Source organism: Pyxidicoccus sp. M6 (assembly GCF_055568925.1).
This window is the reverse complement of sequence record NZ_CM145714.1, coordinates 2,613,131-2,634,335: the sequence shown is the minus strand read 5'-3', so window position 1 is coordinate 2,634,335 and position 21,205 is coordinate 2,613,131. Positions and strand designations below refer to the sequence as shown.

Below are 21,205 nucleotides of genomic sequence, written 5' to 3'. Positions count from 1 at the left end.
CCGCCACACGCTCCTAGCGACCCTGCATGGATTCAACCCTGTCGAAGAGGGGCGCCAGCGCGCCTTCCATGGCGTTGGCCGTCGCATCGCCGCTCTGGTTGGTGATGATGAACACCCCCAGCTGGTACTTCGGCACGATGTAGAGATAGCATTGCGCGCGAGGCACGCCGCCGTGATGCACGTAGTGGGTGCCCAACTGGCTGCTCTGGCCGATGTTCCAGAAATAGCCAATGCTGAAGTCCTCCGCGAAGCGCACCAGCGGCTTGTGTGACTCTGTCACCGCGGGATGGTTGCTCAACTGCAAGCGCAAGTACTTGACCATCTCCGGCATCGTCGCCTTCAAGGCTCCCGCAGCACCCCAGGGCAACAGTGGCATCGGCGTGGTGCCGACCGGGTTGTCGCTGTGGTAGCCAGGCGCCAGACGGCTGGTGTCCTGGGCACGCAGGCGCAGCCACGTGTCGTGCATACCGGCTTCCCTCGCCAGGAACTCTGCGAGCAACGATTCGTAGGGAGCCCCGTGGATCTTCTCGAGGGCGTGCGCGACCAACTCGGTGCCGGCGCTCGAGTAAGCATAGTCCTTGCCGAGCGGGCCCTTGATGCTGACGGTGTGCAGGTCCTGCCAGAACCGCGGTTGCCCGTAGTCCGCGTAGGCGGCATTGAGCTTTGCCGGGGTGGCATGCGCAGTGAAGTCCCTCAACACCTCATTCACTTGCAGTGGCAACATCCCCGGCATGCCGCTGGTGTGGGTGACCAGATGGCGCAGACGGATGGGCTCGCCGTCTGACTGCAGGTTCGGATAGGCGGACGGCAGATACTTTTGTATCGGATCGTCGAGGGTCGCCTTGCCTTCGAGGACAGCGTTCGCCAACAGCAGACCCGCGAAGGTCTTGCTGACCGACCCGATCTCATAGAGGGTCGTATCGTCGGGCGGATTGGACTTGCCGGTCTCCAGCTCGCCCCGATGCAGGATGAACTCCTCGCCGCGATAGACCACCGCGATCGAGGTTGCGTGCAGCAGTCTTGACTGAAGCAGGGTTGTCGCGGCCTGGTTCATTGCCGTGGGAATATCGCGTGCTGGCGCAGAGCCAGCCGTCTTGCAAGCTGCCAACACCAGCGTCATTCCAGCAATGGCTACGGCGAGTTTATTCATCAGGCGCATCTTACAGAGTGGGGTGGACATTTTCGCACAACACCCAGGTCGGAGCCATGCGCTCGGGGGGCGCCTTGTGGTAGCAGGGGCGCATGCGCAGGCGTTGGGCGGAGTCCAGGACCCCTTCGTCTTCGTCTTCTTCGTCGAGCACAGGCGGCATGGGAGCCCTGTGGCGGGCGAGCCCACCCCCGAAGAGGTAGGCGCGGCGACCGAAGCCCTGGTGGCCAACCGGGCGGCGTCGCGCCCTGCACGTTCTATTGGGGGCTATACCAGTCGCCGTCTCGAAGCTTGCGGTGTGACGCGGATCGAGTCGCCCGTGGTGCTTCATCGGACAGTCGAGCCGGCGCGCCGTGATGCCGGAAGACGGTTCAGCACGGCTTGCCCGCGCTGAACCGTCGCGACGAACGACAGGGAGGAAGAGAGCAAGCCCCCTCCCTCCCCAAGACTTCACAGACTACGGGCTGAAGGTACCCGTGAGCACACTGGCGCGGGCGCGGGGCAGGGCGCGCTTGAACGGGCTCGTCGCCAGGTCGGAGCCGGGCTGGTACCAGCTCTGGATTTCAGCGAAGTACGTCTGGCCCGACTGGAGCACGCCCGGCGGCAGGTACACGCTCTGAAGGTCGGTGTGCAGCGACGTCACGCGATTGGCGATGGTGGCGCCGTTGCTCGTGCTCAGCCGGTAGATGTTCACCACGTAGTTGGTGGCCGTGCCAATCGCCGGCTTCGACCAGCGCAGCGAGGCGTCGGTCCCCACGCCCGTGAGGTTCTGGAACGCGCCACGGGTGTTGACGAGGGGCGCCTGCACCGGCCCGACGAGGGGCTCCACCGGGGCGGAGGAGAACGCGCTCGCCTCCTGGTCCACGCGGATGTCCACGCTCATGGTGACGGGCGTCGCCGTCCCCAGCGCGTAGGTCTTCGTGAAGCCCGCGGCGGCCAAGGCCACCTTCTGCCACGTCGCCGGCAGCGGGTTGTTGTAGGCCATGTTCCCCGTGACGATGTCCGTCTTCAGCGCGTCAGGATTGAGCTTCACCAGGAGCGGCGGCCCGCTGATGGACGCGAGCGCCTGACCCACCGCGGCCGGCCGCGCGGACATCCAGATCTCGTTGTACGTGCTCACCGCGCTCGGGTTCACCTGGGCGCGCAGGGCGTCGAACGCCGAGCGCCTCCAGTCCACCGAGAACGTGCCCGTCGCGGCGGGCTGGGTGAACGTCCCACTGACGCTGGCCGACTGGCCCTCCGTCTGCGTCAGGTTCGCGCTGAGCACCTTGTGCATCGAGCGGTAGGGCACGCCATTCGGGCTCGACTGCAGCCGCATCTGGGCCAGCGAGAACACATCCCCCAGGCTGCTGTCGAGCAGCATCGGGTTGAGCATGTTGGCGTAATCGAAGCTCAGCGCGGAGAACGACGTCGCGCCCGCCAGGGGGAACCCCGCCTCGTTGCCGAAGAGGTAGCCGAACGCCCCCGGGTTCAATGAATACATGTCCATGTAGTCGCCCGACTGCCAGGGCGACAGGCCGGAGGCGGACACCGTCACGGGGGTCGACAGCGAGGCGAAGGAGCCATCACGCCCCCACTCCGTGGAGCCCAGGTCGAACGTGCGGCCCGTGCTCACCAGGTAGCGCGTGCCCACCTTCAGGTAGATGCGGCCGGAAGGGACGTTGGGCACGGAGATGCTGCCATCCGCGGCGCCCGTCCCGGGATACGCCGTGAACGCCCCCGTCGTCGAATCCCGCGTGTAGGCCACCACCGACGTGGCGGACTGGTTGTAGGGCGCCGTCACGTTGCCTGACGAGGTGACGAACGTCACCGGGCTCGTACCGGTGACCTGGGTGTTCAGTCCCTGGATGACCTGGGCGGCGGAGTCCTCCGAGACGGAGGTATCCATCGCCTCGCCTTCCTCGAGGCCCGCGCAGCCGACCCCCGTCAGTCCGACGAGGAGACCGAGGGAAAACAATGAGCTCTTCATGATGATGACATCCCGTTGAGAAGCGGCGTCCGGAATGGCGCCGCTCGAAATGATTCATACCGCACGGGTCTGACATTGATTGTTGTGTCTGGGTTTTGATTCCTCCCTCGAAAGTTGTGAAAACAAGCGCGCCTGCCAGCGGGCCGTACGGCGCCGGTCATCGTGGGTGATTTGAATATGTCTTTGAATGGCAACGTCAGCATCGAGCTTCGATGGAGGCTTCGATGCTCGCCGTTGCTGACCTGGGCCCGCGCGACGCGACCTCCGGCGCCATGTCAGAGGGGGCTGGTAGGGTCCTCTTCGTTCGCCAATCCCCGAGCGGTCGAAGCGGGGGCTCCATGCGCGTATGGGGCGGGTCGTGCCGCTGCTCGCGAGGGTCGCGGAAATCTCACTGCGAGGGGCCTGACGCATCACGGCCGCGCGCAGCGCTGTTGCTCACCGTCAAGGTGGGGTGTTGCCAGGGCCCCTGGGCCTTGGCTGGGTGGAGGCTTGCATCTGCGCTGTCGCCGGCGACAGCGCTGGTGCTCGCCTCCAGCGCCGGTGGGCTGGCGCACACCCAGACCCATTGCCGTCCGCGCGCGAACCGTCGCGTGCCTCGCCCGGGGACAGTCCCTCTGGTCCTGCCAAGCGGGGGCGGAGCCGGGGCTGGAGGAGGAGAGCCCGGCCCAGGCTGCGACGGTGGAGTCGACGATGGAGCGCACGCTGCGATTGGGCTCTCGCTGGACTGCTGCGTAGGACGTTCGCGCTGGACATCTTCTGCAATCTGATCCTGAGGCATGGGAAGATTTCTCCCATCTTTTCAATGGCGCATCTCGAAGTGGGGCGTCATCGAGCAGATGCCGGCCACCATCGAGCTGTTGAAGGTGGCGCCATCCATCATGGAGTTCTACGAGCCGCACGAGTTCGAGCGGATGGTGGAAGCAGCGATGAAGGTGGACCACCAGCACCTCGTCTTCATCCTGCTCGGCGGAGAGGCGGGGCTGCGCTGCGGCGAAATCATCGCCTTGGAGCAGACGGACGTGGACTTCACCCGGGGCGTCATCCATGTCCGCCGCTCGGAGTGGGCAGGGCACGTCACCCTGCCCAAAGGCGGACGGGCCCGGCAGGTGAACATGACCACCCGGTTGGCAGACACCCTCCGCAAGCAGCGGCACCTCCGGGGCGAGCGCATCCTCTGGCGGGCTGACGGCCACCCGAAGGTGACCCAGGTGCTTCTGAACAAGTGGATGAGCCGCATCCAGCGGCTGGCCGGGTTGAAGGTGACGGGAGGCATCCACATCCTCCGTCACACCTTCTGCTCCCGGCTGGCGATGGCGGGCGCCCCGGCGAAGGCCATCCAGGAGCGGGCCGGGCACCAGAACCTCTCCACCACCCAGCGGTACATGCACCTGAGCCCGGCGGCCAGGTCAGCGGCCATCCGGATGCTGGAGGGGCCGAAACCGGAGGCCCAAAATGGAGACGGGCTGGAGACCATGAAGATCTCCAGCCCGTAACCAAGTAATTCTGACTACTTAGGTGGTCGGGGAGACAGGATTTGAACCCGTGGACACGGGGTGCCCCAAACCCGCGCCGGCACACGCGCTTCGAAGAAGCGTGAGCGAGTCCCGGCAAGCAGGGCCCCCATTCCGCCTGTAGTCACCGGCCGACCATTCGTTCTGTCGTGAGCCTGGCCGGACTCCCACGGGACGGGCCCGCCTCCTGGGAGACTGCGATTCACAGCCAATTCCTCCACCCCCAATTACGAGGCCGGGAGCCCCTGCGATTCGTCATGTCTCAGGGATTGAACGCCGCGAGGGCTCTCCCAGGCCCTGCTCACGAACAACCAGGCCCCAGACATAGCAGGCAACACTGACAACACGGGCGCTGGCCTTGCCGAGGCCTTTGCGCGTCCGGCGTCAAGCTGGCGCCACCAGAATGGAGGAAAGATTGACGACCCATGAGTCCATGGCGGACACGTACAAGGAGACCAACGGCCTGTTCCGGCTGAAGCATTGGGTCTGGGATAAGGACATAAAGCTGCGGCGAAGCGGACCCCAGGCCATCCTGCTGGTCATCCTATCCGCCATCGCTCTCATCGTGGAGTTGTCCTATCACCATGGTGCTCTGGGCATACAGGATGCCCTGGCGGCCAGGAGCGTGGTGGTCTTCTACAACGTCAAGGCGGTATTGCTATCCGATGTAGATGCGTCGATTGCTTCCCTGCTCATCACGGCCAGCGTCGCGCGGATTCTGTTTGGAATCATCATCGGATTGGCCGATGTGGCTTTCTACAAGAAGATCACGGGCAGGCCATTCGACTGGGAGGCGATGATCAACTTCTCCGTGGTCAATGTCGTGTTCCTGCTCACTGCCACGTTCACCTTCATGAACCCGGCATTGGAGGGGCTGCTGCTTCAATACGAAGCACTGGTGCAGCATGTCCCGACAATCATCCCACTGAATGGCGCACTCGCACTGGTGCTCGCCTGCTTCGTGGGAGACTTCTGTTTCTATTGGTCACACCGCTGGTGCCACAAGATCCGGTTCTTCTGGAACCTCGGGCACGTCAACCATCACCGTTCCCGCAACCTGTCACAACTGACGCAGGCAGTCGATCCTCATGCCCTCATCCTGGACACCGCGGGGGGCAAGGTGTTCGTGCTGATACTGCTTCCAGTGATGACGAAGCTCTTCGCGCTCGATATCCGGGGTAGCGGCTGGACGCTCATCGCTGTGATGGCGCTGGACGCGTGGACCGACTCATCTCATTCAGTCACCATCTATTACGCCGAGATTCATGTTCGCGCGCTGAGAATGCTCCGACGGGTCCTCGTTACCGCTGGAGTTCACTTCACCCACCACTCGAGGGAGGAGCAGCACAACATCACCGACGGGTGCAATTTCGGCGCGCGCTTGACGCTTTGGGACAGGCTCTTTGGAACCTATGTCGAGCCGCCCCAGTACATTCCCGATGCAGGGCTGTTCAGCGAGAAGTCGGATTACTGCCGCACCCCGATGCGCTTCCTGTTTCATCCCTATGTCAGGATGTATCAGGAGCTCCGACAGAACAGGCCGAGACACTGGCCGGCAATCCTTTTCGGCTCGACATCGTATGAGCCGCCTGTGCCAGTGGACTCCAAGTACTGAGCCCGGTCCCCTTCATGAGTAGACCTGACCTCGCCGCGGACGGGCACCTCCAGGCCCGCGCCGCGCGTACCGCCGTCGCCGTCATCTTTTTCGTCAACGGCTTCGTCTTCTCCAGTTGGGTGCCGCACATCCCGACGGTGCAGGCCCGACTGGGCGCCACCCCGGGTCAGCTCGGGCTCGCCCTGCTCGGGTGCGCTGCCGGGTCGTTGGTTTCCATGCCGCTCGCGGGCGCCCTGGTCGCGAGGTGGGGCAGCCGGAGCGTCCTCCTGGGCAGCTCCCTGCTCTTCTGCCTGATGGCAGCGCTACCCGTGCACTCCGGCCGGCTTTCCATGTTCGCCCTGGCGCTGTTCGCGTTCGGTGCCGCCAACGGCACCATGAACGTGGCGATGAACGCCCACGGCATCACCGTCGAGGAGCACCTGTGTCGCCCAGCCATGTCCTCGCTGCACGCGCTGGCCAGCATCGGGGGTTTGCTGGGGGCCGTCGGCTCCATCCTCTCCCTGTCCTCCGGCCTTGCTCCCATCGTCCACATGAGGGGAGCCATCCTGCTGGGTCTGCTGCTCATGGGCGGCGCAGGGGGCTTCCTGCTGCCAACCTCAGCGGACAGGTCGCGCACCGGGCCCACCTTCGCGCTGCCGCGCGGTCCCTTGCTGCTGCTCGGCCTGATGGGCTTCGCCACCCTGATGGTCGAAGGGGCCATGGCGGACTGGAGCGCCGTCTACCTGCGCCGGCTGCCGCAGGTTGGGACCTACCTGTCTGGAGCCGGCTATGCCGTCTTCTCGATGGCCATGGCCACCGGGAGACTGGCGGGGGACAAGCTGGTGGCCGCCGTCGGACCCGTCGCGCTGCTGCGCACGGGCGGAATCCTGGCCGCGGGTGGACTGTGCGTGCTGGGAGCGGCGCTGCCGCTGAACCATCTGGTTGCCGCCATCGTCGGATTCAGCTGCGTCGGGCTCGGGCTGTCCAACATCCTCCCCATGCTCTTCCAGGCGGCCGGCCGCACTCCAGGGCATCCGCCGGGGACGGCCATCTCCGCCGTCATCACCGCGGGCTACGCGGGGGTGGTGGCCGGCCCCCCGCTCGTCGGTTTCATTGCCACCAGCATGGGCCTGCCGGTGGCCCTGGGGTTGCTCGCCATCTTCCTGGGGGGCACCGCGGCGGGCGCCGCGTCCGTGCGCTCGTCGGCGGACGCATGAGGTGCCGCATGGCACTCACGGGGTAAGGGGCACCTGCGCCGCACCATTCCGACAAAGGTCGTCAGCACGCCACTCCGCCCGTTGGCGGCGCAAGGAAGCGGGCCGTCTCCACCGAGCCGTGGGTGTCGACAACGATGGACTCGTCGGGCGTTCAGCATCCGGACGAGGCCGTGGCCTGGCGCTTCGTCAAGGCTCCTGGCCGGGAAGCGGGACTGCGATGATGCGGGAGGCCTGTAGGCGCCTCACTCCCCGACACTCGCGTCCAGCTTCAGTCTTCTTTCATGGCCTGGATGCGGAAGTTATGGACGCGCAGGATCATCGACTGCCTCGTCGTTGGCATCCCGTTCGAGCTCCTGACCTCCATCTGCTACGCCAAGCTCCTTCCGCTGTCGGCCTGGCAAGCCACCGAGGCCTACGTAGCGGTCGCCCTGGTCGTCTTCTCCTGCGAGGCGTTCGTGCTGGCCCTGCTGCTTCGGTGGGCGCTGCGGCCGGTGGACCGCTGGCGGAGCGTCCGAGGGACTCGCGACGAGACGGACGCGGTCATCCATGAGGCCCTGGTTCGCGCCTACTACACCCCCAGATGGTTCACGGTGGCGTGGTCGTGCTCCTGGGCCCTCGCGCTGTCGAGCCTGGCAGCAGTGCTGGCGCTGCTTCTGCCGGAGCGGGTGCGCCTGGGGGAAAGAGAGCTGCTGCTCACCGGGCTCATCGTCCTCGCGACGGTTTCGGCCAAGCTCGTCGTGGCGACTCCACTCTTCATCTGGCGACTCGCGCCCACCACCCGGGAGCTCTCGCTCGTCGCCCGTCAGCGGCACCTGCTCACCCTGCCCCGCCTCATCTCCTTCCGGAGAAGGCTGCTGGTCTTCACCTCCTGTCTCGCGCTGACGCCGACGTGTTGGATGGCCTGCGCGTTCCTTGCTCCCTCGCCAACGCCCGGCACGATGTTCCTCTTCACCGTCACCGCGCTCATCTGGGCCCCCATGAGTGCGTTCCTCGTCACCAAGGCCGTGTCCGGGCAGGTCAACGCCATCCGGAAGGCCGTGGACGGAGTGGTCGAGCGCTCGTCCACCCTGGACGTGGGATACATCCCGGTGCAACAGCCCGACACGCTCGGCGACCTCGCCGAGGGCATCAACTGCATGGTGGACCAGCTCAACGCGAGCGCCAGGACCAACCACGAGCAGCTGGTGGAATTGGACAGGCTCTACCGTCAGGCCTCGGAGGCGCTGCGGCTCCGAGACGAATTCCTCCTCGTGGCTTCCCATGAGCTGAGGACGCCCCTGACGTCCCTCTCGCTGACCTTGCAGACGATGGAGCGGAAGCGCCAATCAGGGTGCGAGGCGCCGAAAGAACATCTCCATCGTGCCCGGCGCCAGGTCTCCAACCTCACCGGCCTGGTCGACGACCTCCTGGATGTCGGCCGGATCCGGAGTGGTCACCTGGAGCTGCAGCAAGCCACCGTCTCCCTGGGTTCGCTCCTCGCCGAAGTCATCGCGAGCTTCCGTCCCCTCTCTCCCCGCCACCACCTCACCCTGGAGCTTCTACAGGGGGAGTCTCTCGTGAAGGGAGATGAGGCGCGGCTGACGCAGGTCTTCAACAACCTCCTGGACAACGCCATCAAATACAGTCCCGAGGGCGGAGCCATCAGGGTGAAGCTCACGCACAGCGAGGGTGAGGCTCGCGTGTCGGTCTCGGACGAGGGAGTCGGCATTCCCGCCGAGCAGCTTCCCGAGCTCTTCGAGCGTTTCTTCCGCGCCCACACCACCGCGGCGACGAGCTTTGGAGGACTGGGGCTCGGGCTCTACATCACCCGGAATCTGGTGGAGCGGCACGGCGGGCGTATCGACGTGCAGAGCGAGGTGGACCGGGGCACCACCTTCGTCGTGACGCTCCCCGAGCTGCGCGAGGCCCAGCGGGAGGTGGCGTTCCCTCCGCGGCAGGAAGCCCCTCGCGAAATGTAGGGCCCACCGGGGCTCCCCACGTGCGTCCAGCAGCGCCGTGAATCAGCGCACGTCGGACACCCGCGGAGGGAGCTCCGTCCGACCCATGCGCACCCACCTCCTGGCGGAGTGGAGCGAGCGCACCAGTCCCCTCAACGCCTCGGTCTGGGTGGCCAGGTAGAAGGGGTAGTACCACGACGAGCCCCCGCGCCGATTGAACAGGGCGAAGGCAAACCGGATCGTGGGCTGGAAGACCAGGCTCGGGACATTCTCGAACCACTCGGCGCTGCTGCGCGCCGCGTTCTGGATGGGAAGCAGCGCCGTGCGACGCTCCTGCTCGTAGGCCTTCAGCGCCGTCTGGAGGTCGCCATTCTCTCGCAACGCCTTGGCGAGCCCGATGGCATCGTGAATGGCCAGCTTCGTCCCCGAGCCGATGGAGAAGTGTGTGGTGTGCGCCGCGTCGCCCATCAGCACCACGTTGTCGTGATGCCAGCGCTCGTTGGTGATGCGCCGGAAGTTGAGCCACGGTGTCTTGCCGAGCTCCCGCCTCTGGTTGAACAGCGAATGGCCCGCCAGGTGGCGCTTGAAGATGCCCTCCAGGCGCCTCAGCGTCTCGTCGGGACCGAGCGTGTCGAAGCCCAGCCCCTCCCAGGTCTCCTGCGGACACTCGACGATGCAGGTGCTGGCCTCGCCGCAGAAGCGGTAGCCATGGAACCAGAGCCAGCCGGCGGCGGTCTCCTCGAAGGCGAACGTGAAGGCGTCGAAGACCTTGTCGGTCCCCAGCCAGATGTACTTGTTCCTCCCCTCCTCTATCTGCGTCTGGAAGGGATTGCCGTGGAGCCGGCGCACCGTGCTGTTGGCGCCATCGCACGCGATGACCAGGTCCGCGTCCGAGAGCCCGGACAGGTCCTCCAGCTCACGCTGGAACTGGATGTCGACACCGAGGCTCATCGCCCGCCGGGTCAATATCTCGAGCAGGCGCTCACGGCCGATGCTGAAGCCGTACCCACCGACGTGGAGCGCCCGCTCGCCCCGGATGTGGACCTCCTGCTGGTCCCAGCGGACGGCGGCCTCTGCTATCTCCCGAGCCGTCTCAGGGTCGTTCCGGTAGAGGATTTCAAGCAGGTCCTCCCAGAACACGACGCCCCAGCCGTACGTCACCCCCGGCGGGTTGCGCTCGATGAGGGTGATGTCGTGGTCCCTGCTGGCCAGCTTCGCCAGGATTGCGAAATACAGCCCCGCTGGGCCCCCACCGGCACAAACGATTCTCATCTGCCCCTCCCGCCGTCCAGGCCCGAGTGAGCCGCTGGCTGCATCCAGTCCACCTTGAGGCCTGGCCCTGCTCCCGTGTAGAGCGCCCGCGGGGTGATGCAAGTGCCTCCTTCCACATACTCACGCGCGCCCGTGTCAACGCACCACCTGGTGCGTTGACGCCCTCTCTCGCGCTCACTATCAGCCCGCCGATGCGCCGGCTTCTTCCTCCAGGTCGACGAGAAAAGGGCCCTTCATGCCGAACCCTCCTCGAATCATCGTGGCTGGACTCCTCTGTGCCGTCGGCTCGCTCTTCAACAGTTGCTCGCCCTTCGATGCGAAGGCTCGCCGTGCGGCTGACCACGACCTCGTCTCCATCATCCACGCCTCGCGCATCGTGGACCTCACGCACGTCCTCACGCCGAAGTTCCCATTCATCCCCGTGCCGGGCATCACGTTCCCGTTCGAAATCGAACCCATCGCCACCCTTGAAAGAAATGGCGTCGCGGCGAACCGTTGGACGCTCCACGAGCATCTCGGCACACAAATCGACGCCCCCAGCCACTTCGACCCTCATGGCCCCGGGCTCGAAGCCCTTCCGGTGGAGGACCTCATCGTGCCGCTCGTCGTCATCGACATCCGCCAGCGGGCGAGCGCCAATGCCGACGCCGAGGTCGGCATCGAGGACCTCCGCGCCTGGGAGTCCAGGCACGGCCGGATTCCAGACCGTGCCGCGGTGTTCATGTACTCGGGCTGGGAGGAACGGGTGGGTGACGCGAAGGCGTATCTGAATGCCGACGGCTCGAACACCCTTCACTTCCCGGGGTTCTCCGCGGAGGCAGTCAGGTTCCTGCGGAACGAGCGCAACGCCGCCGGTATCGGCGTCGACACGCTTTCAATCGACCCGGGAAGGGACGCCCACTTCAACACCCACAGGACGTGGCTCGCGGGCCGCAAATGGGCTGTTGAATGTGTCGCCAACCTGGGCCGCGTTCCCCCGGCGGGAGCCACCGTGTTCGTCGGTGCCGTGAAGGTCGGTGGGGCAACGGGTGGGCCCGTCCGGCTCATCGCGACCTGGTGACTCCCGGTGCGAGCGTTCCTTCGCCCCGGACGGTCTGGCGCGAGAATCGCGTTCGGTTGTTCACGGACGGTAGGGACCGCCGGGAACACCCCACCCCCACACGGGCATGGGCGCATGAGGGTCCACGGTCGCGTCACCCTGGGAGTTGATGACCGCGAGCCGGGTGCCCCACTCGATGTAGGCGACGAACGCCGAGCGGAACTCGGGGTCCGCGGGCAGCCCTGTCTCATCGGCGGTATCCAGGAGCAACTGGACCCAGCGCCTGCGCTGCGCTTCCGTCAGATGCCGGTCGAGGTGATGACGAATCATCTCGGGGTGGCCGCCCTTCTCGCCGCTGTAGCGCGCGGGCCCACCCAACACCTCACCCAGGAAGAGCGCGACGTGGGCCGGGTGCGCCGCGGACATCCGAGCGAAGACGGGGCCCAGGAGGGCGTCGTCTCGCACGCGCTCGTAGAACCGTTCCGTCAGCCGATTGAGCGCCTCGGCACCTCCGGCCCACTCATACAGCGAGGGCACCGCGGCCCCTCCATTCTTCGAATCACCGGACGCGCTCACGGACGGTCTCCGATGCTCGCGACATATCGAATGGGTTCCATGTTCACGTCGTGCTCCATGTCGAGGCGGGGTTGGACCGGGGCGCCGGGCTCGAGCTTCGAGGCGGGCCCCGGTACGAGCGGGATGTATCAATTCTGGAGGTCGGTGACGACGATGTCATCCAGATACAGACTGTCACCCGCGCCACCTGAGTTGCTGTAGACATCCAGATAGACGTGGGTCGCCCCCGCGGGCGCAGTCACATCCGCGGTGGCCCGCTGCCAGCCGGTAGTCAGTCCATTGAGTGGCACCAGGTCGGTCTGGACGAGTGCCTGGTTGCCGTCGAGCCATTTCACACGAACCGTGACGTTCGAGATGGCGCCGGAGCCCTGTCTCGCCACGTAACTGATGCGCTTGTTGCCTGCCGTGGTGGCGAAGCCGGGCCAGTTCGCCAACTGCACTCCCCAGCCCCACGGGTCGGTCACACCCACCAGCAGGCTGCCCGTCCCGCGATAGGCGACCTGCGTGGTGGCTGAAATCCCGGCGGAATACCAGGACTGCCATTGGCCGGCGGAGCCCTCCCCTCCAGCACTGCCGGAGTCGAGCGCGTTGGGCGCATCACCCACGACCAGGTCATCGAGATAGAAGAAATCCCCGGGGCTGCCCGAGCCCGTCAGGTACACCAGGACCGTGCTCGTCCCCGCCGGTGCGTCAACCACGGCGGACACCTTCTGCCAGGTCGCCGTCAACGCGGGCAGCGTCACCTCGTGCGTCTGGAGGACCGCGTTGCCGGCATCCAGCCACTTCACCGTCATCTTGGGCATCAGCCCGCTCCCGGAGCCAGCCTTGCCCCAGAGGCCAATCGTCTTGATGCCGGGAGCCGTGGCAAAGCCGGGCCAGTTCGAGAGTTGTGCGCCCCAGCCCCAGGCAGCCGTCACGTCCACACGGAGGCTGTGCGTACCGGCATGCGCTTCCTCCGAGCTCCGAGTCAGGGCCGCGGAGTACCAGTCCTGCCACCGGCCGATGGAGCCCTCGAGGGTGGCGGTGTCCGCATCCAGGTCGTTGGAGGAAGGCGCCGGATTGGGAGGCGGCCCACCCGTGTCACCTTCAATCGTGCTCCCGACTTCCTGACTGTAGGGCGCGGCCCGCCACGTGCCGAAGCTCACCGACTCGCCAAACCCCTTGGCGAAACGCCAGGCCCCGAAGTACTTGTTGTCATGAAAGACATTGCCGTTGTTGAACATGACATCACTCTGGACCCCTGAGACTGTATAGGGCGACCAGGGCATGTTGTCGGCGCCGGTGGCATACAGCGCCTGCACGCCGCAGTAGGTCCCGGCACACGGCACGACGGTGGGGTCGAAGTGGAACTCGTTGTTGTTCACTTCGATGTTCTTGGAGTGCCAGCGGCAGTCCGTCTTGTAGGGCTCGCTGGCCACCTGGGTGTAGCAGGGATGCTTGTCGCTGATGGGATTGGGGTAATCGTAGTTGCGCGGCGCTTGCGGAATCAGCGTCGGGGTGATGAACGGCGTGCAGTACCCCTTGCTGGTGTTGCCATTGGAGTTGCAGAAGCGGTTGGCGTTCTCGTAGATGGAGATGCCCGAGAAGTTGTCCTCGAAGAGGTTGTCGTACACCCGGACCTTCGGCGCGCCGCTGACCGTCGAGGCCAGCCGCGCGTCACCTCCCGACTCCGACAGGTAGATGGCCGGACCGGGCGAGCCCTGGTTCCTGGTGCCGCTCACCCAGGCGTTGCGACGAAGGGTGTTGTTCCGGATGGTGGCGTTGTAGCTGATCTCGTACCAGATGCCTTCGCCGTCGTTGTTCTCGATGTAGTTGCCTTCGAAGAGGAAGTCGATGTTGTTGGTGTCCGCCCACAGGCCGGTCCCCCGGTTGTCATGGACCCAGTTGTTGGACACCTGCGCGCCACGGACATCCCAGAACTTGCCGCCGCCGGTGCAGCCGCAGCCCTCGATGCGGCTCTCCCAGTCGTCGGTGTTGTTGCCGGTGATTTCGTTGTGGTCCAGGACGACGTTCTTGATGGCGGAGTCGCCCTCGACCGGCGGCTTGAACATGCTGAAGCCGTACTGCCCGTTGTCCTTCAAGCAGTTGAAACGGACGATGTTGCCGGTGCCCAGGAAGACACCCGCGCCGTCATTGCCGGAGATGGTGTTGTACTCAATCCGCCAGCCCGCGCCGGAGTCGTGGTTCACCACGCCTTCGTTGTTGTTATCCAGGCCCCGGCCGAAGTTCCGGATGGTCAGGTACTTGATGGTGACGTTCGGAACATCACCCGTGAAGGCATACAGGTTGAGGTGCTGCCCGTCGATGATGGCACCGGGTGCGCCAAGGTAGGTCGTGTTGGCACGGGCGACAATCTGGCCAAAGACGTCATTGGCCAGGGTGTGTACCCCCGGCTCGAACCAGAACGTCGCGCCCGGCTGGTTGAAGTTGAAGCCGCTGTTGTCACCGGCCGGAACCGTCACCGCGCCCTCGGGCGCGACACTCGGGCCGCTCAGGAGCGCGGTATTGCCGCAGATGGCGGCCGGCGGCGTCGTGGGCCAGGGCGACGCCTCCACCAGCTCCTTTCCGAAACCCTGCGCCGGGAGTGCCAGTCCGGCCATGAGGACCCCGTGCAGAAACACGCGTTGTATTTTCGAGAGGCTCTCTTCCCGGGTCGAATATGGGATTTCCATATTCTCAAGCTGTCATGTCTAAAACATGCACGTCAATGCCATTCATCAATACCAGTCGCGACGGCGGTTTCCCCTCTCGCTGAAATTACTTGCAACATCACGAGCCACTCCCTGGGGTCGTCTTCTTCACGAAGAGGCATCAACCCCAGACGTCCTGGCGTGGCACGACGGCCTGATTGTCAGTGCGCGTCGGCCTTCTCCCGCGCGTCCTCCTTCGCTCCGTGGTGGCGGCGTTCCTCGGCCCCCTGGCGCGCTCGCTTGAACTGGCGTGTGAGCTCCGCGAGCTCTTCATCGCTCGCGTCCTCGAGGTCTTCGAAGATGCCGCGGGCCCGCGCCTGCACACGAATCAGCTCATCCAGCTTCAGGTGCAGCGCCTTCGCGTCCCGGTTCTGGGTCGCCTGGATGAGGAACACCATCAAGAAGGTGACGATGGTGGTGGAGGTGTTGATGACCAGTTGCCAGGCGTCACTGAAGTGGAACAGCGGGCCGGTCACCGCCCAGCCAAGTACGACCACCAACGCGGTCACGAAGGCGCGCGGAGTGCCGACATGCTCGGCAGCGGCATGGGCGAATCTGTTGAATCGCTCGCTCATCCCTCCTCATGGGGGCATGAAAACGAGAACTGGCTCGTCCGGCAGGTCTCAGGAGTTGCAGCCCGAGCGAGTGCTCGGCAGCCCGCTCGCGGGAACCATCTCCAGCCCGCGTCACAGCCAGAGCGGGCCTCACACTCCCGCGAGCCGCTTGATGACCGAGGCCCGCGCACGCTGCGCGAGGCTCGGCCTGCCGAATGTGAGGCTCCCGAGGTCCGTCGGCACGCGCCCCGTCAGCACGCGGTAGCCACTGTCCGTCACGAGCACGGTGTCCGAGTGACGGTACCCGCCGACGCCCGGCACGTAGATGCCCGGCTCGATGGAGATGAGCATGTTCCGCTCCAGTCGGTGCTCGCTGCCCACGGCCACCCACGGCGGCTCATGGTTCCCCAGCCCGAATCCATGCCCCGTGCGGTGCAGCCGCTGCGCCGGGTCCGCGAAGCCCTCACGCGCGAGGAACTCGTTCACCGCCGCGTCGATGTCCGCCGCGTGCACGCCAGGCCGCACCAGCCGGAACGCAACCTGCCGCGCCTCCAGCATCAGCGCGAACAACCGCTGCTGCTCCTTCGTGGGCCGCGCCGTGAAGAACGTCCGCTCGCACTCCGCCGCGTAGCCATTCACGCGCGTGAGCACCAACGCCACATGCGGGCCTCCCTCCAGCTTCATCGTCGCGCCGGGCACCGAGTGCGGCTCGCTGCTCAGCGGCGCGGGCCACGGCGCCGCGAGAACATCCGTGGCGAGCGCGTCGAAGTGCTCCTCCTCCTGGATGATCTTCCGCCGCAGCGAGGTCGTCGTCATGTAGCCCTCGATGACGGTCGACCCCTGGTACGCCGAGCGCAGAATCTGCTCTACGCCCCACATCGCGTAGTACGCGGCCCGCTCGATTCGAGCCACCTCGAAGTCCGACTTCACCATCCGCTGTTCTTCGAGCAACTCCAACGCGTGCCCACCCGAGGCCACCAGCACCGCCGCCCGCTCATGTGGCGTGCTCGGCTCGAAGACGAACCCGGGCCGTAGGAGCGCCATCAGCGCATCCTTCCAGCCCTGCCCCGGCGGCGCCGGGAACTCCGCGTACGCCAGCACCTCCTGCTGCGTCCCCGGCCCCCAGCCCTTGCGCAGGTGCTCCTGCTCCAGCCTCGGCACCACCAGGAAGCGCCGGGCCCGGGCCACGTCCACGACGAGGAAGAACGGCCGCTCCAGCGGCTCGGCCGTGGCGCCCGTGAGGTAGAAGATGCTCTCCGTCGACGTGAGCACGAGCTGCTCGACGCCCCGCTCCTCCATCGAGGCGACGAGCCGGTCATGCCGCCGCTGGAACTCCGCGCTCTCGGCCGCCGAATGGACACGCTCCACGGTTCACCCTCCCGCTCCGGTAACCCGGGAACGGTACTTGAACAACCCCCGCCCTGCCCCGCGCGATATGCGCAACCGCGCTCCACGTTCTCCATCCCGTGCCGCACGGATTGGCCTCGCATGCGCGGCAGGGGTGGAACGCATATGACAACGAAGCACTGGCTCGTGGCACTGGCGGGCGCGCTGGTCATGTCGGGCTGCGCAGGCAACCCGAAGACGACACTGATGGAGCGCACCAGCAGCTACGTGGTCTATGACCTGCCCCCGCAGCAGGTGATGCGCGCCGCGGAGGAGGAGCTGAGCGCCCGCGGCTACTCGCTGCTCCCCAGCACGGACCCGTACTTCCTCCAGACGCCGTGGAAGGTCAGCGGCAACTTCGACGTCTACACCGCCTGGTCCCGCCGCTACGTCGAGGGGCACAAGCTCCCCGATGGCCGCTTCGTCGTGCGCGCCTACGAGACGGCCGCCAACATGCCCGCGCGCACGCAGCTCCTGCCCGGCTTCGCCGCCTCCGTCCACGTGAATCCGGACGAGCAGCCCAACACCACCCCCGCCGTGCTCCTCGCCGTCGAGCCCGTCATGGGGCGCAGCTCCGCCAGCCGGGCCGCCATCCGCCGCGACCTGGCCTTCGAGTGGGCCATCATGGCGCGCGTCAACCCCGAGTTCGCCGGACGCGTCAAGGAGCAGATCGACTACTACGTCGCCAAGGAGGGCGAGCAGCAGAAGCAGTGACGCGACGCGGCCGGGTGACGGACTTGAAATGCCCTCACCGGCTCCGATATCCCGCGAGGTACCCCCCGAGGAGCGCCCCACGTGAAGCGAAGCCTGTCTGGCCTGGTCGTCGTCCTGTCCCTGGTCGCCTGCACGGAAGAACCCAGAGGGAAGCTGGAGCCCATTCCCCGCCCACCGGACATGAAGGACACGGCCCCCGAGGCCAACGCGAAGCCCGCGCCCGCGAAGCCCGCCGTGGATGCCGCGAAGGCGCTGCTGCGCTGGAAGCTCGCCGCCGGCACCCCCACCGTCTACCGCCTCGCGCTGGAGCGCTCGGGCAGCGCCCCCGAGGCCGACGAGCCCGAGCCGGAGGAGAAGCCCGCCAAGGGCCGCAAGGCCCGAGGCAATGCGAAGGCGGAGGCCCCCGACGCATCGGCCCCCGAGGCCGCCGCGTTCCCCAGCGCGCTCACCTTCGTGCTGGAGCGCACCGACACGGGTGACGCCCGGCTGCGCGTCATCCTCGAGGGCAAGGGCGCCACGCCGGACGAGGCCTCCATCAGCGAGCGCGGCTTCGTGCTCGAGGGCCTGCAGGGCATCACCCGCAACACGGCCACGCTGGTGCTGGAGCTGCCCCGCGACGCGGTGGGCAAGGGCGACACCTGGTCGCTGGCCACGGACCTGGTCTCCCCGGACTCGCTCGGCACGCAGTTCAAGGGCAGCCCGCCCGAGCGGCGCAACCAGGTGAAGCTCGTCGGCCTGGAGCCCGCCGACGGCGGCGAGCAGGTGGCCACCGTGGAGTACGACCTCTACGAGTCGAGCACCGGCAAGCTGCGCACTCCGCGAAAGCCGCCCACCGTCCCGGCTCGACAGGCCGAGGAGGCACGCGAGAGCGGAGGCGCGGGCGAGGCCGACGTCAGCGCCGAGGTCACCATCAAGGGCCGCGGCGAGTTCCTCGTGAAGGCCGGCCGCTGGCGCTCCTGGGAGGGCACCCTCTCCACCGTGACGAAGGGCCCCTTCCCGCCGCCCGCGTTGCTGGTGCCGCAGGGGAACTTCACCCTGCGCCTCACCGCGCTGGAGTCGGCTCCCCAGCAGCCCCTGGCGCAGCCGCAGAAGTAGGCGCGCCGTCCGACTCGCGCACCATCCGCACCACCGTGTCCACCCAGGCCGGGTGGGCGTTGAGCGAGGGGACGAGGCGCAAATCCTCGCCCCCCTCCTCCACGAACTGCTCCCGGGCGCGGATGCCAATCTCCTCCAGCGTCTCCAGGCAGTCCGCGACGAAGGCCGGGCACATGACGGCGAGCCGCTTCACGCCCCGCTTCGCCAGTTCCGGCAGCACCAGGTCCGTGTAGGGCTTCACCCACGGCGTGCGCCCCAGGCGCGACTGGAAGGACACGCTCCAGCGGTCTCCCTGCGCGCCCAGCCCCAGCCGCTCCGCCAGCCCGCGCGCCGTCGCGTAGCACTGCGCGCGGTAGCAGTGGCGGTTGGCGTCCGAAATCACCTCACAGCAGCCCGCCGACATGAGGCAGTGCTTCCCGGTGGGGTCGCTCTTCTGGACGTGCCGCTCCGGCACACCGTGGAAGCTGAAGAGGACGTGGTCCGCGCGCAGGTCGGTGATGACGGGCCGCGCGACGGCGGTGAAGGCATCCAGGAAGCCCGGGTGGTCGTGGAAGGCCGGCACCGCGCGGACGTTGGGCACGTCCCACGACTGCGACATGACCTCGTACGTGCGCGCCAGCGAGGACGCCGACGAGGACGCGGCCTCGTGCGGGTACAGCGGCAGCACCGTGAAGTCAGACACGCCGCGCGCGCGCAGCGCCGCCACCGCGTCCGGAATGGACGGGTTGCCATAGCGCATGGCCAGCGCCACCTCGTACTCGCCCTTCAGCCGCTCGGCCACCTTCGCCGTCAAATCCCGGCTGTACACCAGCAGCGGCGAGCCCTCCGGCATCCACACCTTCCGGTACGCCTCCGCGCTCTTCGCGGGACGCACCGGGAGGATGATGAGGTTGAGGAGCAGCCAGCGGCCCACGGGGTTGATGTCCACCACGCGCGGGTCGCTGAGGAACTCGCGCAGGTAGCGGCGCACCGGCCCCGTCTCCGGCGCATCCGGCGTGCCCAGGTTGACGAGCAGCAGCCCTCGCTTCGACGTCGGATTCGCCATCAGTGCAGGGAGTTGGGAAGGGTGAGCGCGAACTCGGCGATGCGCGCCTCGAAGCGGGAGCCGTCCGGCCGCACCATGTCGTAGGTGCCACGCATGGTGCCGAAGGGCGTGCGCAGCATCGCCCAGCTCGTGTACTCGAACCGCTCGCCCGGCCCGAGGCTGGGCTGGCGGCCCACCACGCCCTCGCCCTTCACCTCTTCCACCTTCCCGGTGGCATCGGTGATGACCCAGTGGCGCGACTTGAGCTGCGCCGGCGCGGTGCCGTCGTTGACAATCTCCACCGTGTACATGAAGGCGAACTGCCCGGACTCGGGCGCGCTGCGCTCCGGCCAGAAGGCGGGCTTCACGGTGACACGGATACCGTCGGTGGTGGCGGTGGAGGACATGCCTCCACAATTGGCGCCAAGCCACCCCGGTTGCAAGCAAAACGCAGGGTTACGCGCGCCTCAGGTCTTCTGCTCGGACTTGGACGGGGAAGTGGCCTCTTCCCGCTTGGGCCAGATGAGCGAGGCCAGAATCGACAGCACCAGCACCCCGCCAATGACTCCCAGGGAGATGCCGATGGGGACGTGGATGTCGAAGTAGGTAATCAGCATCTTCACGCCCACGAAGGCGAGAATCACGCTGAGTCCCATCTTCAGGAGGTGGAACTTCTCCATGAGGCTCGCCACCACGAAGAACAGCGAGCGCAGGCCCAGAATCGCGCACACGTTGGACGTGTAGATGATGAAGGCGTTCTGGCTGATGCCCAGCACGGCGGGGATGGAGTCCAGGGCGAAGAGCAGGTCCGTGGCCTCCACCACCAGCAGGACGATGAACAGCGGCGTCACCTTGCGGCGGCCGTCCTCGGTGATGAAGAAGTGGCTGCCCTCGCCCTGGCGGGACACCGGCAGCACCCGGCGGGCGAACTTCACGATGCCCTTCTGCTCCGGGTCCATCTCCTCGTCCTCGGAGAGCTGCATCTTCACCGCGGTGTAGACGAGGAACGCGCCAAACACATACATGAGCCAGTGGAAGCGCTGCACCAGCGCCGCGCCGGCGATGATGAGCACCGCGCGCATGACGAACGCGCCGATGATGCCCCAGAAGAGCACCCGGTGCTGGAGCTCCGGCGCCACCCGGAAGTAGCTGAACACCACCAGGAAGACGAAGAGGTTGTCGACGGAGAGCGCGTACTCCACCACGTACGCCGTCAGCCACTGCAGGCCCTCCGTGGGGCCGAAGTGCCGCCAGATGAAGGCGCAGAAGGCGAGGCTGATGGAAATCCACACCACCGTCCAGACGCCCGCCTCCTTGGGCTTCACCACGTGCGCCTTGCGGTTGAAGACCCCAAGGTCCAGCGCGAGCATCGCGAGGACGAAGACGTTGAAACCCACCCAGAGCGCGGCTTGCGTGTTCACGTGTGATTCCTGGTGCAGTGTCAGCCGGGCGCACCCTATCGGCGGCGCGTCCGGGCGTC

At 66.6% G+C, this 21,205-nt stretch carries 17 protein-coding genes; 7 read left to right on the top strand and 10 right to left on the bottom strand.

Features of this window, described 5'->3' with window-relative positions; genetic code table 11:
* Nucleotides 1–13: 13 nt before the first annotated feature.
* Entirely contained in the window at nt 14–1,150 is a 1,137-nt protein-coding gene (locus ACVTJA_RS10980; protein ID WP_465836206.1) for a serine hydrolase domain-containing protein, read from the bottom strand.
* A gap of 454 nt (nt 1,151–1,604) precedes the next feature.
* On the bottom strand, nt 1,605–3,116 hold the full coding sequence (locus ACVTJA_RS10975) for an ABC transporter substrate-binding protein (protein WP_465836204.1): 1,512 nt from the start codon (nt 3,114–3,116) through the stop codon (nt 1,605–1,607).
* A 776-nt stretch (nt 3,117–3,892) separates the two neighbouring features.
* Between ACVTJA_RS10975 and ACVTJA_RS10970 the strand changes: the two genes are divergently transcribed.
* The 4 genes from ACVTJA_RS10970 to ACVTJA_RS10955 all read left to right on the top strand — a co-directional run bounded on the left by ACVTJA_RS10970 (nt 3,893) and on the right by ACVTJA_RS10955 (nt 9,396).
* Nucleotides 3,893–4,609, top strand: coding sequence for a tyrosine-type recombinase/integrase (locus ACVTJA_RS10970; RefSeq protein ID WP_465836202.1), 717 nt, complete (start codon nt 3,893–3,895; stop codon nt 4,607–4,609).
* 451 nt (nt 4,610–5,060) lie between these two features.
* Nucleotides 5,061–6,242, top strand: coding sequence for a sterol desaturase family protein (locus ACVTJA_RS10965; RefSeq protein WP_465836200.1), 1,182 nt, complete (start codon nt 5,061–5,063; stop codon nt 6,240–6,242).
* Nucleotides 6,243–6,256: 14 nt separating this feature from the next.
* Complete coding sequence (locus ACVTJA_RS10960; RefSeq protein WP_465836199.1) at nt 6,257–7,438, top strand: MFS transporter; 1,182 nt, start codon at nt 6,257–6,259, stop codon at nt 7,436–7,438.
* A gap of 290 nt (nt 7,439–7,728) precedes the next feature.
* The gene (locus ACVTJA_RS10955) at nt 7,729–9,396 is read left to right on the top strand and encodes a sensor histidine kinase (protein ID WP_465836197.1); all 1,668 of its coding nucleotides are present in this window, start codon (nt 7,729–7,731) and stop codon (nt 9,394–9,396) included.
* Between the two features lie 42 nt (nt 9,397–9,438).
* On the opposite strand, the gene ACVTJA_RS10950 is transcribed toward ACVTJA_RS10955, so the two are convergent.
* Nucleotides 9,439–10,647, bottom strand: coding sequence for an FAD-dependent monooxygenase (locus ACVTJA_RS10950; protein WP_465836195.1), 1,209 nt, complete (start codon nt 10,645–10,647; stop codon nt 9,439–9,441).
* A gap of 376 nt (nt 10,648–11,023) precedes the next feature.
* On the opposite strand from ACVTJA_RS10950, the gene ACVTJA_RS10945 reads away from it, so the two are divergent.
* Nucleotides 11,024–11,707, top strand: a complete 684-nt coding sequence (locus ACVTJA_RS10945; RefSeq protein WP_465836193.1) for a cyclase family protein — start codon at nt 11,024–11,026, stop codon at nt 11,705–11,707.
* 60 nt (nt 11,708–11,767) lie between these two features.
* Here ACVTJA_RS10945 and ACVTJA_RS10940 read toward each other — a convergent pair whose 3' ends face one another.
* The 4 genes from ACVTJA_RS10940 to ACVTJA_RS10925 all read right to left on the bottom strand — a co-directional run bounded on the left by ACVTJA_RS10940 (nt 11,768) and on the right by ACVTJA_RS10925 (nt 16,874).
* On the bottom strand, nt 11,768–12,262 hold the full coding sequence (locus ACVTJA_RS10940; RefSeq protein ID WP_465836191.1) for a group II truncated hemoglobin: 495 nt from the start codon (nt 12,260–12,262) through the stop codon (nt 11,768–11,770).
* 128 nt (nt 12,263–12,390) lie between these two features.
* Nucleotides 12,391–14,862 (bottom strand): right-handed parallel beta-helix repeat-containing protein, encoded by a 2,472-nt coding sequence (locus ACVTJA_RS10935; RefSeq protein WP_465836189.1) that lies wholly within the window; start codon nt 14,860–14,862, stop codon nt 12,391–12,393.
* Between the two features lie 251 nt (nt 14,863–15,113).
* Nucleotides 15,114–15,527 carry a low affinity iron permease family protein gene (locus ACVTJA_RS10930; RefSeq protein ID WP_465836188.1) on the bottom strand — a complete coding sequence of 138 codons (414 nt, stop codon included), beginning with the start codon at nt 15,525–15,527 and terminating at the stop codon, nt 15,114–15,116.
* Nucleotides 15,528–15,656: 129 nt separating this feature from the next.
* The gene (locus ACVTJA_RS10925; RefSeq protein WP_465836186.1) at nt 15,657–16,874 is read right to left on the bottom strand and encodes a M24 family metallopeptidase; all 1,218 of its coding nucleotides are present in this window, start codon (nt 16,872–16,874) and stop codon (nt 15,657–15,659) included.
* Nucleotides 16,875–17,018: 144 nt separating this feature from the next.
* Between ACVTJA_RS10925 and ACVTJA_RS10920 the strand changes: the two genes are divergently transcribed.
* Nucleotides 17,019–17,606, top strand: a complete 588-nt coding sequence (locus ACVTJA_RS10920) for a hypothetical protein (RefSeq protein ID WP_465836184.1) — start codon at nt 17,019–17,021, stop codon at nt 17,604–17,606.
* A gap of 81 nt (nt 17,607–17,687) precedes the next feature.
* Nucleotides 17,688–18,701 carry a hypothetical protein gene (locus ACVTJA_RS10915; protein WP_465836182.1) on the top strand — a complete coding sequence of 338 codons (1,014 nt, stop codon included), beginning with the start codon at nt 17,688–17,690 and terminating at the stop codon, nt 18,699–18,701.
* Here the strand turns inward: ACVTJA_RS10915 and hemH are convergent.
* Genes hemH through ACVTJA_RS10900 form a run of 3 tightly spaced genes read right to left on the bottom strand, consistent with a single transcriptional unit; the run spans nt 18,649 to nt 21,146 of the window.
* Complete coding sequence (hemH, locus tag ACVTJA_RS10910; protein WP_465836180.1) at nt 18,649–19,746, bottom strand: ferrochelatase; 1,098 nt, start codon at nt 19,744–19,746, stop codon at nt 18,649–18,651. The two genes, ACVTJA_RS10915 and hemH, sit on opposite strands and share 53 nt — an antisense overlap.
* A complete protein-coding gene (apaG, locus tag ACVTJA_RS10905; RefSeq protein ID WP_465836178.1) occupies nt 19,746–20,132 on the bottom strand; it encodes a Co2+/Mg2+ efflux protein ApaG in 387 nt (128 codons plus the stop codon). Before apaG ends, hemH begins: the two co-directional genes overlap by 1 nt.
* A gap of 60 nt (nt 20,133–20,192) precedes the next feature.
* Nucleotides 20,193–21,146, bottom strand: a complete 954-nt coding sequence (locus ACVTJA_RS10900; protein WP_465836176.1) for a TerC family protein — start codon at nt 21,144–21,146, stop codon at nt 20,193–20,195.
* Nucleotides 21,147–21,205 lie beyond the last annotated feature (59 nt).